This is a genomic window from Gemmatimonadaceae bacterium (genome assembly GCA_035633115.1).
Taxonomy (GTDB): Bacteria; Gemmatimonadota; Gemmatimonadetes; order Gemmatimonadales; family Gemmatimonadaceae; genus UBA4720.
The window spans coordinates 20,054-34,537 of the sequence record DASQFN010000031.1 but is presented as its reverse complement, the minus strand read 5'-3'; the positions used below and the strand labels follow the sequence as shown (position 1 = coordinate 34,537).

10 protein-coding genes and 1 pseudogene are annotated in these 14,484 nt (G+C 62.2%); 7 read left to right on the top strand and 4 right to left on the bottom strand.

The window, feature by feature from the left end:
* Positions 1-3 precede the first annotated feature (3 nt).
* The gene (locus tag VES88_03105; protein ID HYN80463.1) at positions 4-522 is read left to right on the top strand and encodes a hypothetical protein; all 519 of its coding nucleotides are present in this window, start codon (positions 4-6) and stop codon (positions 520-522) included.
* A gap of 3 nt (positions 523-525) precedes the next feature.
* Here VES88_03105 and VES88_03100 read toward each other — a convergent pair whose 3' ends face one another.
* Positions 526-3,918 carry a CPBP family intramembrane glutamic endopeptidase gene (locus tag VES88_03100; protein ID HYN80462.1) on the bottom strand — a complete coding sequence of 1,131 codons (3,393 nt, stop codon included), beginning with the start codon at positions 3,916-3,918 and terminating at the stop codon, positions 526-528.
* A gap of 89 nt (positions 3,919-4,007) precedes the next feature.
* Between VES88_03100 and VES88_03095 the strand changes: the two genes are divergently transcribed.
* From VES88_03095 to VES88_03085, 3 genes are all read left to right on the top strand, one after another.
* Positions 4,008-6,257: a protein kinase gene (locus tag VES88_03095; GenBank protein HYN80461.1), complete on the top strand. Its 2,250-nt coding sequence runs from the start codon at positions 4,008-4,010 to the stop codon at positions 6,255-6,257.
* A 137-nt stretch (positions 6,258-6,394) separates the two neighbouring features.
* Positions 6,395-6,778, top strand: coding sequence for a heme-binding domain-containing protein (locus VES88_03090; GenBank protein HYN80460.1), 384 nt, complete (start codon positions 6,395-6,397; stop codon positions 6,776-6,778).
* Between the two features lie 118 nt (positions 6,779-6,896).
* The gene (locus VES88_03085) at positions 6,897-7,118 is read left to right on the top strand and encodes a dodecin family protein (GenBank protein ID HYN80459.1); all 222 of its coding nucleotides are present in this window, start codon (positions 6,897-6,899) and stop codon (positions 7,116-7,118) included.
* A 111-nt stretch (positions 7,119-7,229) separates the two neighbouring features.
* Here the strand turns inward: VES88_03085 and VES88_03080 are convergent.
* Positions 7,230-7,505 (bottom strand): annotated as a pseudogene (locus VES88_03080) (GxxExxY protein).
* Between the two features lie 349 nt (positions 7,506-7,854).
* Between VES88_03080 and VES88_03075 the strand changes: the two are divergent.
* Positions 7,855-8,868 (top strand): ATP-binding protein, encoded by a 1,014-nt coding sequence (locus tag VES88_03075; protein ID HYN80458.1) that lies wholly within the window; start codon positions 7,855-7,857, stop codon positions 8,866-8,868.
* Positions 8,869-8,909: 41 nt separating this feature from the next.
* Here the strand turns inward: VES88_03075 and VES88_03070 are convergent, their stop codons facing one another.
* The gene (locus tag VES88_03070; GenBank protein ID HYN80457.1) at positions 8,910-11,549 is read right to left on the bottom strand and encodes a protein kinase; all 2,640 of its coding nucleotides are present in this window, start codon (positions 11,547-11,549) and stop codon (positions 8,910-8,912) included.
* A 268-nt stretch (positions 11,550-11,817) separates the two neighbouring features.
* Here VES88_03070 and VES88_03065 point away from each other — a divergent pair, with 268 nt between their 5' ends.
* Complete coding sequence (locus VES88_03065) at positions 11,818-13,137, top strand: vanadium-dependent haloperoxidase (protein ID HYN80456.1); 1,320 nt, start codon at positions 11,818-11,820, stop codon at positions 13,135-13,137.
* A 360-nt stretch (positions 13,138-13,497) separates the two neighbouring features.
* Here VES88_03065 and VES88_03060 read toward each other — a convergent pair whose 3' ends face one another.
* Entirely contained in the window at positions 13,498-13,752 is a 255-nt protein-coding gene (locus tag VES88_03060) for a type II toxin-antitoxin system Phd/YefM family antitoxin (GenBank protein ID HYN80455.1), read from the bottom strand.
* Between the two features lie 101 nt (positions 13,753-13,853).
* Between VES88_03060 and VES88_03055 the strand changes: the two genes are divergently transcribed.
* Positions 13,854-14,351, top strand: a complete 498-nt coding sequence (locus VES88_03055) for an immunoglobulin-like domain-containing protein (GenBank protein ID HYN80454.1) — start codon at positions 13,854-13,856, stop codon at positions 14,349-14,351.
* Positions 14,352-14,484: the final 133 nt, after the last annotated feature.

Sequence of the window (14,484 nt, the reverse complement as noted above, 5' to 3'; positions counted from 1 at the left end):
CCGATGGGAGCGCGCGGCCCGCAAGCGACGACGTCGCAACCGGTCGAGCTGACAAGCGATGCAGCATTCGCCAGGCGCGTCATTCGCCTGGCTCTTGTCAGCTCGATCGCGCTCGGGCTCGTGTGGCTGCTTGCAACCGTCACGCTCGATGCGCACCCGGGGTTCAGCGCGAGTCTGGCGCTGGGGTGGTTGCTGATGCCTTCCATTTTGATGTTCAGCCTCCGGCGGCCGAGGCTCAGATACCTGCTGGCGCTTCCGTCCGGACTGGTTGGAGTGCCGCTGCTGATCATCTGCGCAAGCGAACTACCCGATGAGCAGATTGCGCGAACGGGTTGGCTCCTTTTAACAGCGGGCATCCTGAGCGGCGGCGTACTTGGCGTCTGGTTCTGGTTCAGATGGTTGCCCGTCCCCGCCTGGCTTCACGCACCGTTCTCGCCTGGCCGGTGGGCGCTCGTCGGGCTTCACGTGTCACTCGTTGTGCTCGGTCTCGCTCTTGTCGGGGTGTCCGCCCTGCGGCATTAGATGTCAGGCGGGCGCACGTCTCGCTTCGGCTCGGGTGTGTCGCACGATGATCGCAATGAGCACGGACGCCACAAGAAGCGTAAGGGCACCAGCGACTTGCTCCTGTCCCGTTGGCGCGTAAACCGCCGAGCGAAGTCCGCCGAGCGCGCTGAACACCAGGGCGGCGACGAGCCACGACCACGCCGAGAGCGTGCCCCAGAAATAGAGTGCGAGTGCAATCACGCCCATTCGCACGACGGCCAGGATTATTCGCACGGGATCAGCTTCGCCCGGCGGCGCAAATGCAATCGCGGTGGCGGCGACGAGGGCGAGTGCCACCGCGGCGATGAGCGCTCGCAGCGCCCATCGCCGAGTGATGCCGGCCAGGACGAGTATAGGAATGCCGACGACGGCGACCGTCATGATTGCGGAAACCGGGACGCTCGGCGCCTCACCGAGCCAGGGCAGCGCAAGATCGAGCAGCGTCGACGGAACGGGCGGGATGCGCGCCACGGTGCCCAGGGGCACCAGCGATTCGAGTCGCACGATCGCGAAGACCATGGCACCGAGTCCAAGCCCGGCGACGAGCATGCCGCGAGATGCCGTTCCAGATTCCGCATCGCGCAACATCGGGATTCCGACGCGTCGTCTCAACGCATCGAGCGCAACCCATACGCCAAGCACGAGTAGCGCAGTGGCTGGGGCACCGACGAAACCGACCGCCGTGGATCCGATGAACCGGCTCCACGGCTCCGAGGTGTCGTACGAAGAAAGGGTCGGCGGCAGTCCGTTGAGTCCGTCGATGAGAGAGAGGGCAGTGACCGCGCCAACCAGCATGAGTGTCTTTCGTCGATCGAGAACTCCATCGTCGATCACGGGGCGCCGTCGTGCGACGATTATCGCGCCCGTCATAACCCCGCCCACGAGCAACAGCCCGAGCAGTCCGCCGATAATCGTTCGATTGGCCTGCCGCTGTCGATCGGCACGAAGGAATGCCTCGGGCAGCTCCATCCTGCGTTGCGCTACGAGCGGCTCGTCGCCGGCGATTTGAACCGAAGCCTTCGCCGCCGCGCCAGCGGCAAGCTTGACGGCAGTGTCCGTGTACGTGACGGTCACATCCTTTCGCGACGGACGCGCGGTTTCCTTGAACTCCGTCTCGCGAAGCGGGGCCGTGTTCACACCTTCGCGCGCAAGCGCAGCGAGAGCGATGCGCCGAACGTCGGCTGGAGCGGCAACATTGCGACGGGCTGAATCCGGAATGATGTGTCGCACGTCGAGTGGCCGTCCATCGGGCCACACGCGTACTCGCCACTCCTCGGTGCGCTGCTCAACCGTTGCACCGTCGGTATGCACGTAGCGCACGACCCATGTTGCCGGCGGCTCGTAGGTGGCGGCGAGCTCCTGCGCTCGTGGGATGAGTTTGTACTCGCGCAGGAATCTCGGCCAGGCGGCGAGCGTGTCGGTGCCGGTGTGCGTGAGTCTTCGCCAACCAGCCGGATCGACGCCGCGGGCGCGCAGCACCGAGTCCGCCTCTCTCACGACGCGGGCACGGTCCGCCGTGAACTGAGGCCCAAGCGTCGGCTGCGGCGGCCGCGCAATGGCGACAATCACGCCGATGATCACGGCTACCATCGCAAGCCGAGTCGCGCGCCTCGTGAGCGTGTGCTCTTTCAGCGGTGCGGGCGCGACCGCTGTCTCTTCCTCGACCGTTGGCGTCCACGCACCGAATCGTGCGTCTTCGGGCAACGCCACGAACCCACGCTGCCGCACCCACTGCCACGCGACGGCAATGGCGGGTGAGAGCAAAGCGAGGCCGATGATCGCCGCCGAGATGCGGTATTCGATGGCGGTGCCGGACGCCGCAAACAATCCGAACAGTACGACGTCGTAGACGAAGTGCGCGATGACCGTGACGAGCAGCCCGAAGCTCAAAAAGAGCACGGCCCACAGGCAGGCGTCGAGGAAGATCTCGACTCCGCGCGAGTACGGCGGCCATGATGGGTAGTTCGAGTGCGCGAAACCGAAGACTATCGCGGTCAGGACAACAGCCCCGGTCATCCACCACCGGCGTCCCGCTCGCTGGCCCACCCACAGCGAGAACAGCGAAAGCGGCAGGGCGCGGAAGAGCGCTTCCTCCCACACGCCGGCGCTCAGCGACGCTGCAATGCCGGAGATCCACGGCATCGGCGATGCGATCTGGTTTGGATCGTCGAGCAGCGCACTCGGCACCCACCAGCCGAGCAGCGTTCGCGTCGCCAGGTAGAAGAGCGTGACGTACGCGAACGCGAAGCAGGCGGTTGCATAACCGCCGGCGACGCGAGTGGCGACCTCTCTCGTGCCGCGAAAGCGCCAAAGCTTCCACCAGTCGAGATGCTGCGGAAATGCCTGTCGCGTGGCCGCTTCCGCCGCGGTGAGAGTGAAGCCGACCATCAACGTTGTAAACGCACCGATGGCTATCGCGCCGATGACGATCATCGCCTGGAATGCCACCGGCGATGTTGCGGTGTCGTATCCGTACCAGCTTCCCGGCAGCTCATTCAGTCCGGCGGCGAAGATCAACGCGCCAACGACGCCTCCAGCGACCAGCGCCGGATGCCAGCGCACCTGCCTGGCGCGAGCTGTCCTGTTGAGAAAGACGATCCCGACGATCACGATCGCGAGAATTCCGACACCCGCGAGCAGTGCGAGAAAGTCGTTCGCCGATCGCATCTCGCCGTACCGCCGTCGGAACGATTCGGGAATCTCGACGAATGGCCGGACCCTCGACGGCGTGTCACCCGCGATCGCGACTTCGACGCGAATCGGCGCGCCGGTCAGCTTGCGATCAATGCGCTCGAACGTGTAGCTGCGATCGATGCGGCCGCTCGTCTTCTTCGTCTCGTACGACGACGCGACGAACTTCCACCGATCCATCCGCTCGTTGATCCATGTCGCGAGCACATGCTCCGCGAGTACGCGCCCGGAATCCGCGCTGATCTCCGGGCGCCTGTCGGCCTCGGCGAACGTACGTGAGAAGCCCAGAATGCGTCCATCCGGTGCGAACCTGACGCGCGCCTCTCGCGGATTGCCGGGCACGAACGCTCGAACCGACCAGGTGAATGGAGCGACATCCTGTCCACGGACAAGCGCATTCAGTGAGTCGTGACCACCACCTGCCAGGCCGATGAAAGTCGTGAGCGAGTCGTTCCCCTGAAAGCGAACCGCGGTTCGCGCACGCGCCGGCGCGAGATCGTGAGCGCGGAAGAAGGAATCAGCGCGCGCGAGCGCAACGTCGCGCGTGACCTTCTGCTCCAGTTCGATGACTGGGAGAGCGCGGGGGAAAAGCCACAGTGCTGTTGCCACCGCTGCGATCGCAAGAACGGCGATGGCGACGGCGAAAATCCTGGAGCGATTCGATCCGACCTGGGGCTCGTGCACAGGGTCTCAGTCGGTGAGGACCATCACGGAGTGCCCAATATGCGGTTCCGAGGCTGGCGACAACCAGCGTTTGCGCCATCTTTGGTCGAATGACCACGCTCCAGGAACGTCTCGAGGCCGGGCTCGGCGGCCGCTACGCAATTGAGCGTGAGCTGGGCCAAGGTGGGATGGCGGTGGTGTTTCTCGCGAACGACCGACGCCACGAGCGGAAAGTCGCCGTCAAGGTTCTCCGGCCCGAGATCTCCGCGGAGATCGGTGCCGACCGGTTTCTTCGAGAGATCAAGATGGCTGCAGGTCTTACGCATCCCCACATTCTTCCGGTCTATGACTCGGGCGACGCTGAGGGCTTGCTCTTCTACGTAATGCCGAGCATGGAAGGGCGCTCGCTACGGGAGCGTCTCGATCACGAGCGACAGCTGCCGCTTGAAGAGAGTCTTCGCATCACCCGCGAAGTTGCCTCGGCTCTTGATTACGCGCACCGTCACGGCGTCGTGCACCGCGACATCAAGCCGGAGAACATTCTTCTCCACGAAGGGAACGCCATGGTCGCCGATTTCGGCATCGGCAAGGCGTTGAGCGGCCGCGGATCCATCACGCAGACGGGAATGGTCGTCGGCACTCCGGCCTATATGAGCCCGGAGCAGGCGAGTGGCGGAACAGAGGTGGATGGCCGCAGCGATCTATACAGTCTGGGCTGCGTGCTCTACGAGATGCTGAGCGGAGAGCCGCCGTTTACGGGTCCGACGGCTCAGGCGATCATCGCAAAGCGGTTCGTTTCCGAGATTCCGAAAGTGCGAACGGCGCGGGACGTGCCCGAGGAAGTCGATCGGGCCGTGACGCGTGCGCTGTCGCGGACTCCGGTGGACCGGTTCCCCACCGCTGCCGAGTTCGCTGAGGCGCTGCGGTTGATCTCGCAGGATGGCCAGACGTCGGGACGGCGCGGGCAGGAGCCGCAGAAAGGCGCGGACACGAAGAAAGCGATCGCGGTTCTCCCCTTCGCCAACATGAGCGCGGACCCGGAGAACGAGTACTTCAGCGACGGAATGACGGAAGAGATAATAAATGCGATCTCGAAGGTTCCGGGACTTCACGTAGCATCGCGCAACTCGAGTTTTGTATTCAAGGGAAAGCATGTAGACAGTCGCGAGGTTGGGGAGAAGCTCGGCGTGGGGTCGGTTCTGGAAGGCAGCGTGCGGAAGATCGGCAACAAGATCCGAATCAGCGCTCAGCTGGTGAACGTCGAGAATGGCTACCACCTCTGGTCGGATACCTACAATCGCGAGCTCGCGGATGTGTTCGAGATTCAGGAGGAGATTTCGCGCGCGATTGTCGAGTCACTGAAGCTCACCCTCGGCAGTGACAGCGAGCAGCTTGTCGTCCCAACCAAGAATCTCGACGCCTACAACCTCTACCTGAAGGCGCGCTTCTTCTACCACCGCTTCAACGAGGCGAGCCTTCGCAAGGGCATTGATTTCTTCCAGCGAGTGCTGCTGCTCGAGCCCGGTTACGCGCGGGCTTACGCTGGAATGGCGGACTGCTGGTGCCGTCTCGCCGACGACTGGGTTGCGCCCGACGAGGCATATCCACAGGCAAAGGCGACAGCGATGCGCGCGCTGCAGGGCGACCCGGATCTTGCGGAAGCACACTCTGCGCTCGGAAAGGTCTTCGGGTGGTACGAGTGGGACTTCGCTGCGTCGGAGAAGGAGCTGCGGCGGTCAGTTTCTCTCGCGCCGAACGATGCGGAAGCACACTTTGCCTTCGGCAGTGTGCTGCCCGCGGTCGGGCTGCTCGGCGAAGGAATTGCCGAGATTCGAAAAGCGCTGACCCTCAACCCGCTGGATCCCCTCTACAGCCGCTGGCTCGCGCGCTTTCTGTTTTACACGGGCGACTACTCCGGCGCCATCTCGCAGGCCGAGAAAACAATCGAGATCGACGATAGGAATCTGGCCGTTTATCTCGATCTTGGGTCCGCACACCTCGCGCTGGGACACGCGGAGACGGCGCTCGAATGGTACCGGAAGGGCCAGGGACTGGAATCGAGTGTGCGTTCATATGATGCGTTCATTGTCCGCGCCCTCGCCAACCTCGACCGGCGCGACGAGGGAGAGGAAATCATGGCGCGTCTCGAGGAAGAAGGCAGGCAGCACTATGTCCGCTCGGAAATTCTGGCGATGGGTTACGCCGCATTGGGAAATCTCGAGCAGGCTTTTGCGTCGCTCGAACGCGCGTACCAGACGCGATCCGCCGGGCTGATTTATTTGCACCTCGATCCCGGGTTCAAGCCTCTGCGGGGCGATCCGCGGTACGCCGCGCTGGTGCAGCGGATTGGCCTGAAGTAGGAAATCACAGGGCGATCACCCCTCACACGATCGCAAGTCCCGCAGAAACCCTGGGTCGCAGATTTCGCCCCGGTTATCCCGCCATGACTCACGCACCATGAAACGGTACTTACTCTACTCGGCGACGCTGCTGCTCCCTGATACTCGTCGGCATTCAGTTCATCCCCGTCCAGCGAACGAATCGACTCGGCACGGGAGATCCTCACGCGCCGCGCAACGTACAGTGGATTCTCCGGCGTGCGTGCTACGACTGTCACTCCACTGAAACGCGGTGGCCGATCTGGGCGTACGTGGCGCCGCTGTCGTGGCAGGTTGTCGCGGACGTAGAAAAGGCCCGCAGGTTCCTGAACTTCTCGGATTGGGCAAGCTACGACAGCGTGCATCAGCGAGCGCTGCGAATGAACATCGATCGTGTAACAGCGACTCACCGGATGCCGCTGTGGTACTACCTGACGCTCCATCCCGACGCGCGGTTGAGTCCGATGGATTTAGCCGCCCTCTCGGCGTGGACGAAGGAGTGACCGACGGCCTGAGTTCAGTGCGTGCCGTGACAGCGTCGTTCTGGTGCGGTTATTGATGCGGGACGCAACGTGGTGGCAGTTCTAGCCGAAGTCGTGAAACTACAAACACGGAGATGACATGGCAGAAAGCGTTTACAAAGTGATCGAGCTGATTGGCACGAGCACTGAATCGTGGGAAAAAGCAGCAGCTGCCGCGCTCAGACGGGCGGGGAAGACAGTGAGAGAGCTGAGAGTCGCCGAAGTTTCTCAGCTCGACGTGCAGATGCGGGACGGCAAGATCGAGACTTACCGCGCGAAGGTGAAGGTCTCATTCAAGTACGAGCCGGGTAACAAGGACTAGCGGCAACTGCGCAATAAGAGTCGCCGGCTCATTCAGCGGACACCCTGGAATGCTCCGAGAAGGCGGTGAGGCAACTTGCGTGGCGCCTCTCACGCATCTATGTCCGAGGGTTTAAAGGGATTCGGCTGATTTAACGGATTCGGCTGATTTCTTTTTTGGGGTACTACGGATTTCGCGGTAGAAGCTGGCGGTGGGGCCAAAATGAAGGAGCAATCCCACTTCCAGATCAGTCGCTCTCAGGTAGTTGTAGACCTGGCGCCGGGCACTCTTATGAAGCTCCAGCGTGGATTTGGCTTCCACGATCACCTTGCCGTCAACGATCATGTCCAGTCGTTGGTAGGACAGCTCCTCGCCCTTGTACATGATTCGCACCGAGGCTTCCCGGGCAACGTTGGTGTCCGCGGGCCCTGAGCTCGCGCTCCAGCGCCATTACGTACGTGTGCTCGAGAAACCCGAATCCAAGGGCGTTGTAGACCTCGTAGAACGCACCAATGATGGATTTTGTGAGCTCTTGCTCGACGAGTTGACGCATAGCAGAACGGTACGCAGTTCCGTAGTTCCCCAATAATCAATTTCTGCCAGTACGCATGCTTTTCTGACGCGCGGAGTCAATCCGGTTAATCCGCCGAATCCTGAAGAACCCTCCGTCATAGATGCCTGACCGGATCAAACCGGCGAGAAACGGTGTCTCTAGTCCTTGTTCCCGACGCGTTTTCTTCGTTAAATCCATTGTCAGATGCCTACCCCCATCCGCGATTTCATCGCTGGCCGAATTGGCGGCCGCCGAGCGGTCGAGACAATCGACACGCGCCGCACGTTTGCCGATGTAATCCTCCCGCCTCGCACGCGCGCGCAGCTTGACGAGGCGTTGAGTCTGGTGCGAAGCCACGCGCTGATCTTCACCCAGTGGGGCCTGGGCGAGCGGCACTCGAGCGGCCTCGGCCTGGCGTTCAACTTTGCCGGCCCGCCCGGCACCGGAAAAACCATCTGTGCCGAGGCGATCGCGACCGCGCTCGGCAAGAAGCTGCTGTCGGTGCGGTACGCCGAGATGGAGTCGATGTGGGCGGGTGAGACGCCGAAGAACGTCGCCGCGGTGTTCAGGATGGCTGCCGAGGAGGATGCGGTTCTCTTCTTCGATGAAGCCGACGCGATTGCTTCACGTCGCACGACCGGTGCGGTGCAGGGGTATGCGCGCGAATCGAATACCGTCGTGAATGTTCTGCTCAAGGAGCTCGAGGCGTTCAACGGTGTCGTGATCTTTGCGACAAACCTCGCCGTGAACTTCGACCCCGCGTTCGAGCGCCGCATTAGAACTCACGTGTTGTTCGAGATGCCGGGCGTCGACGAGCGTGAGCAGATCTGGAAAGTACAGATCCATCCATCCAAGACTCCGCTGGCGGACGATGTGAATTTTCGCGATCTGGCGGAGAGATACCTGGTGAGCGGCGGCGACATCAAGAATGCCGTTCTCAAGGCAGCGACGATGGCTGCGGCGGAGCCGGGGATTGACGAGGCCAAGCGAATTCATCACTGGCAGATGGAGCGGGCCATGGCCGAGGTAATGGGCGGGAAGAGCGTGATGCAACAGTCGCTCTTCGGGGACGAGGCTCCGTCGAGCGAAGATCGGCTGATGCGCGCCATCGAAGCCGCCGAGCTGCGATGGAGAAAGACCGGGCAGGCGGCTGTGCTGATTGCAGGCTTTGGTGCAGTGCTCGGGCTGATCGCCCTCGTCGTTGCCGTCGTGCGCTGAGCGCCTCAGGCGTAAAAGCGACGGGGGCGCGCCGTCGACGGCTAACGAGCGAGCTTCTGTCTGAGCTCTGTCACCCAGTTGAGGACAACAACGGGAACGACATCACCACCCGCGAACACCAACGCGAGCACTTGATTGCCATCGGGCGTGGCATCGAAGGAGCGGTGGCTGGGCGAACGAAAGTACGAGCCGGTGGCGAGCGTGTCCCGCGAAACGACGGCAAAGCGGCCGCCGTCGGTCGAAACACGCGCGAATGCGATGGTTCGCCCGCTGAAATAGAAAAGCTTCCTGCCGTCTCGCGACCACACCGGACTGGCTCCGCCATCGTTAGTGACCTGCCAGCGCGCCCCGGCGCCCTGAAGCGACCGAACGAAAACTTCAGCCCTTCCCGATTCGTTGGACTGATACGCCAGAAATCTCCCATCGGAAGAAACGGCGATGTGCGACTCACTGGCTTCGGTCCCGACGATCAGCCGGCTGGTCGTATCGCCTGATAGTCGCCGCGCGAGAATGTCGCGACCCGTGACCGGCCTGATCGTGCGATAGATCAGCGTCGTTCCGTCCGGCGTAATCACCCCCTCCTGAACGCCGCCGGGCCGCTCGAGAAGAAGCTCGGCCGGACCGCTTCCATCAACCGGCTGCCACCACAGTGCCTCTTTGCCCTGACGCGTCGACCGATAGATGATTCGCGTGCCGTCCGGAGTCCATTCGGGACGATCGTTACCTGAGCCGTCAGTTGTAAGACGAGTGAGAGATCGCGCCGCGATGTCGTACACTGCAATGTCAATCTTGTCGCCGTCCAGTAACGACAGGGCGATGCGCCGCCCATCGGGAGAATACGCGGCGTGCGTATAGCGTCCCACAGGCAATAATGGCTGTACCGAGTCGCGGGAAACGAGCGACGGCTGGTCCGCTCCCGATCCCATGCGATACACGAGCGTTCCGGCTTGCGAGAGAGCAATCTGTCCGACTCCATTTACACGGTCGAGGACCGGCACAGGGGTTCCCGTCGTCTCGAGCTTCTTCAGGTCGAAGGGAACGGCCATGACGACTTCGTTCGCGAGGTACAGGAGGTGCCCCGCTACAACACCGAGCGCGTTGAATCCGAGAATCCCGAGATCCTTGGTCTTTCCGGTCGGAACGATCGTAACCCCGATCCGGGGCGGGCTAGGCGCTGCCCTGCCCGACGCGAAGAGCACCGCGTGCGTGCCGGGAATCGGCTGGGGACCGGCGCGAAAGGTTTCGCCGCGCGCTGAATCGATCGGCGCGAACAGACGCGGCTCTCCTCCGCTCGGAGGAACGAGAAACAATCCGCGCTCCGATCCGACGAGGATCCCGTCGTCGCTCCATCGAATGGCATAGAGGCCGATTCTCGGGCGCGTCCATTCCGTGAGCGTGATGACTGGACCGCCATCGACAGAGATTTTTTTCAAGGCTGACCCTGACAGAAATGCGACCCACCGGCCGTCAGGAGAAAAAGTCGGACTTTCGGGAGCTGTAACACCCTCGAGCAGTCGCGGGGCCAGCGAGTCGAGCGACCGCAGTGCAAGCGCGTTCATTCCCCCGACGCTCGCCAGGTAGACGATGTTGCGCCCATCCGGCGAGATGTCCAGGGTTCCGATCACCGACGCGACCTCCTCGGGAGCAGCGAAAGCAAAGCGGACGGGTCCTGACAACGCCTGCGGCTCGCTTTTCATCGAGCTCCACGCGGCGAATCCGGAAGCAGCCACTGCCAGAGCAACGGCCGCCACCACTATAGGATCACGCAGCCGCGACCCGAGTGTTCGCGCGGAGGCCGAAGCCTCTGCTGCACTGTAGCTGCGACTCGTCGATGGAAGGGTCCGCGCGCGCCCGCGCAGTGCATCGGCGAAATCTCCGGCGCTCTGCCATCTGTCCGCCGGCACTTTCTCCAGCGCGGAGTCGATCGCCTGCTCCACATGCTCCGGCACGCTCGGCCGCATGAGCCTCACACGCCTCGGCCTCTCGGTGAGAACTTTCGCGACAATAGCCTGAACGGTTCCGCCCGTGTGAGGCGGCTCACCAGTGAGCATCTCGTACACGACTGCGCCAAGCGAGTAGATGTCGGTGCGTCTATCTATCTGACGGTCGCCCGTCGCCTGCTCGGGCGACATGTACTGTGGCGTGCCGAGCGAGAGGCCGGTTTGGGTTACGCGTTGGCCACCGGCGACGGTAACGGCAAGCGCAATCCCGAAGTCGGCAATGAGCGGCTGGCCGGACTGAAGAAGAATGTTCTCGGGCTTGAGGTCGCGGTGGATGACGGAGTGGTCGTGGGCGTAGTCGAGCCCGTTTGCCACCGCGGCGGCGATGTGAATCGTTTCATCGAGCGGGAGCTGTCGTTCACGCTCGAGACGTGCCCGCAGCGACTCGCCCTCGACGAACGGCATCACGTAAAACAGGATTCCTTCGGCGTCGCCGCTGTCGAAAAGCGGGAGGAGATTCGGATGCTGAAGCCGGGCCGTGACACGGATTTCAGCGAGGAAGCGGTCCGTCCCGAGTACCGCGCCGAGCTCGGGGTTCAGGATCTTGAGGGCGACGTCGCGGTCGTGTTTGAGATCGCGCGCGAGATACACCGTCGCCATCCCGCCTTCGCCGATAAGGCGTTCGACGTGGTAGCGGTCGGCGAGTGTGCGCGTGACGCGCTCGAGTGCGTCGGTCTGCATGGGGGATCGGCTAGCAAAGGTGAAGGCGATCCCCTTGTTGCGCTACCCAGCCAGGGCTGAGCTCCGTTTCCTCATCCGTGACGGGCATTCAAGCACACGCCGTGGAAGTGCGTATCGCGATCACGTCATCATGGACGTGAAGGATTTATCCCACGCAGCACTTTCTTCCGCGAGAGGAGATGATTCGCGAGACGCTCGACTGGCTCGATCGATACCTGGGAAAGGTGAGCGCGGTTCGTTGATCGTCTGTTGCGGAAGAGCTTTACGCATGTACAATTCGATCCGGATAATCCGCCGAATCCGTTTGAGCTTTCTCTCATTGACGGCAGATAAGAGCATTGCCGGTAGTCAGGAGATAGTCATGCACTCCGATCGTGCCCGCCGATTCCTACCGTTCATACTTCTCACAGTTTTGCTCCTCCCGGCAATCACGTCCGCCGGAGTGGTGAACAACGTGCTCCTCCATTGGCGCGATCAGGCTGACAAGTGCGAAGACGCATCGCAGACCGACGAATACGCGATGATGCATGTCGCGATGTTCGAGGCAATCAACGCGATAGCCGGCAAGTACACGCCGTACACCGCAAAGATAGTCGCCGCTCCCGGCAGCTCGATGGACGCTGCGGCGGCGACCGCCGCCCACGGTATTCTCGTCAAACTTTGCGCGGACCAGAAATCGGCGTTCGATTCCGCATTAAAGTCTTCACTTGCCCTGATCAAGGACAGCGTTTCGCGAGAGAACGGAGCTGCGGTGGGACGACAGGCAGCTGCGGCAGTTCTCGCCGCCCGGGCAAATTCGAAGGCCGACAGAAAGGATCCGTTCATGTCGCCTGCAACCGCAGGGGTCTATGTGCCGACACTTCGTCAGATCGGAATGGTCTGGGCACATCAGAGCCCCTGGGTGATGAAGAAGCCGGATGAGCTCAGGCCCCCGCCTCCACCGGCGCTCAAGAGTGCGGCATGGGTGCGCGACTACAACGAGATCAAGGCGATTGGCTCCAAGGGGAGCAAGGCCCGAAGCGCCGAGCAGAGCGACGTCGGAATGTTCTGGGCGGGACGTGACGTGCGACTCATTCTGCGGCAGCTCATTGGATTACCAGGGCGGAGCCTGGTGGACGATGCACGTTTCCTGGCCCTGGCGGAGATGGCGTGGGCTGATTCATACGTCGCTATGATGGACGGCAAGTACGCGTACAACCTGTGGCGTCCGGTTACGGCCATCCGAAGTGCCGCGATGGATGGTAACGATTCGACCGCCGCCGATTCGACGTGGGTAACGATGATCGCAACGACTCCGGCACATCCGGAGTATCCGTGTGGCCACTGCCTTTCAGCGGCAGCGGTGGGGACGGTGATCGATCAGGAATTCGGGAAGAAAATGCCGCCGATCGTCGTCGACCAGGAGAAGACGATGCTCCGCAGATATCACTCGGCGCAGGAATACATCGATGAAGTTTCCGAGTCCCGCATCATGGCCGGAGTGCATTATCGCTTTTCGGCGGATGCGGGGAAGGCGATGGGAGTGTCGATCGGGAAACTTGCGGTGCAGAGGTATTTCAGGCCGGTGAAGGTTGCTGGCAGGCAGTGATTGGTCGATGGCACTGACACGATAATCATCGCTCTCTGCTCTTGATCAACGCTTGTAGATGTCGCGACGGTTGCCGACTGAGAGCACCAGAATCAGCAGCTTCCTGTCCTCGATGCTGTAGACGATCCTGAAATCTCCATCCCGAACACGATAGACGCCTTCCTTACCCGATAGCTTTTTGACGCCCGGCGGGCGTGGGTCCAGCGACAGCGAATCGATCTTACGACTCAGCCGCCGATGAGCCGCCGGCTCGAGCTTTCGAAATTCCCACGCCGCTCGCGCCGAGATCTCGATTCGATACGGAGGTCGGTCCGGACCTGTGATTTGGGACCCGGCGGAGAATTACCCGTCCGCGCGACGTTAGCGCTTGAGACCCAGCTCGCGCTTCAAGGCGCCCCAGGCAATGGCGGGCTCCTTGTCGCGAAGCGCTTTACGAGCCGCGTCGAGATCGATGCGGTCCTCGAGCTCCTCGAGGAGAGCGAGATCCTCTATTGGCACAACGGCGGCGATGTCTTTGCCATGCCGCTGCAATACAACACGCTCGCCGCCAAACGCGACATCATTAACCAGTTCGGCGAATCGAATCCGTGCTTCGGTGGCAGGAAGACGAGTCATGACAGTCAAGTTATCGACAACGTACAAAATGCACAATATGTACGTACGCGGCGACCTTCGGGTGTCGGCGCCGAGCACGCGGGAAGTGGTTGGTACGATAAGTGAATCGTTTCGCAGTCGTCGCCCAGCAGATCTCAAAGTGGAGGATCAAGATGCGGTTTCAAATGCGAACGGCGCTCGTTGCACTTCTCGCAGGTGCGGTTACACTCGGCGGCTGCGGCGGTCTGCTCGGTCGCGGCGGCTCGTCGGGTGCTTATCAGATCACGACGAACAGAGATCAATACAACCGTGGCAGCACGGGCGAAGCGACGATTCGGAATACGTCCGATAAGACGATCGAGTACAACCTCTGTCAGCGTCGCCTCGAGAGAAGGGTGGACAACAGCTGGGTCGTGGTTTTCGAGTGGCCGACGGCCGGCGGTGCCTGCACCGCGGAGGCGAGGTCGCTCGCCAAAGGGGCGTCGATCAACGCGCTTTTCGATATCCCCACCGGAATGTCGGCAGGTACCTATCGAGTCGTGTTTACCGGTTTGCTCGGTGAGGACGGAAGGCCAGTGCCGCCGGATCGCGCAGCGTCTCGGCCATTCGAGGTTCGCTAGCGGCTACGCTGGAGCGGTCGCGTCACGAAACACCGCTTCCCTCACCCGTGGCACCAGCGCTTAAAGTTTCGACCCTCGCCAGGCGAGGGGGCGATGGTGCCACCCCCCCGCGAGCATCGCGCTTCGTCCATGT

Coding starts and splice junctions, on each gene's coding strand:
- VES88_03105 (HYN80463.1), top strand. CDS start 4: ATGGGAGCGCGCGGCCCGCAAGCGACGACGTCGCAACCGGTCGAGCTG.
- VES88_03095 (HYN80461.1), top strand. CDS start 4,008: ATGACCACGCTCCAGGAACGTCTCGAGGCCGGGCTCGGCGGCCGCTAC.
- VES88_03085 (HYN80459.1), top strand. CDS start 6,897: ATGGCAGAAAGCGTTTACAAAGTGATCGAGCTGATTGGCACGAGCACT.
- VES88_03075 (HYN80458.1), top strand. CDS start 7,855: ATGCCTACCCCCATCCGCGATTTCATCGCTGGCCGAATTGGCGGCCGC.
- VES88_03070 (HYN80457.1), bottom strand. CDS start 11,549: ATGCAGACCGACGCACTCGAGCGCGTCACGCGCACACTCGCCGACCGC.
- VES88_03065 (HYN80456.1), top strand. CDS start 11,818: ATGTACAATTCGATCCGGATAATCCGCCGAATCCGTTTGAGCTTTCTC.
- VES88_03060 (HYN80455.1), bottom strand. CDS start 13,752: ATGACTCGTCTTCCTGCCACCGAAGCACGGATTCGATTCGCCGAACTG.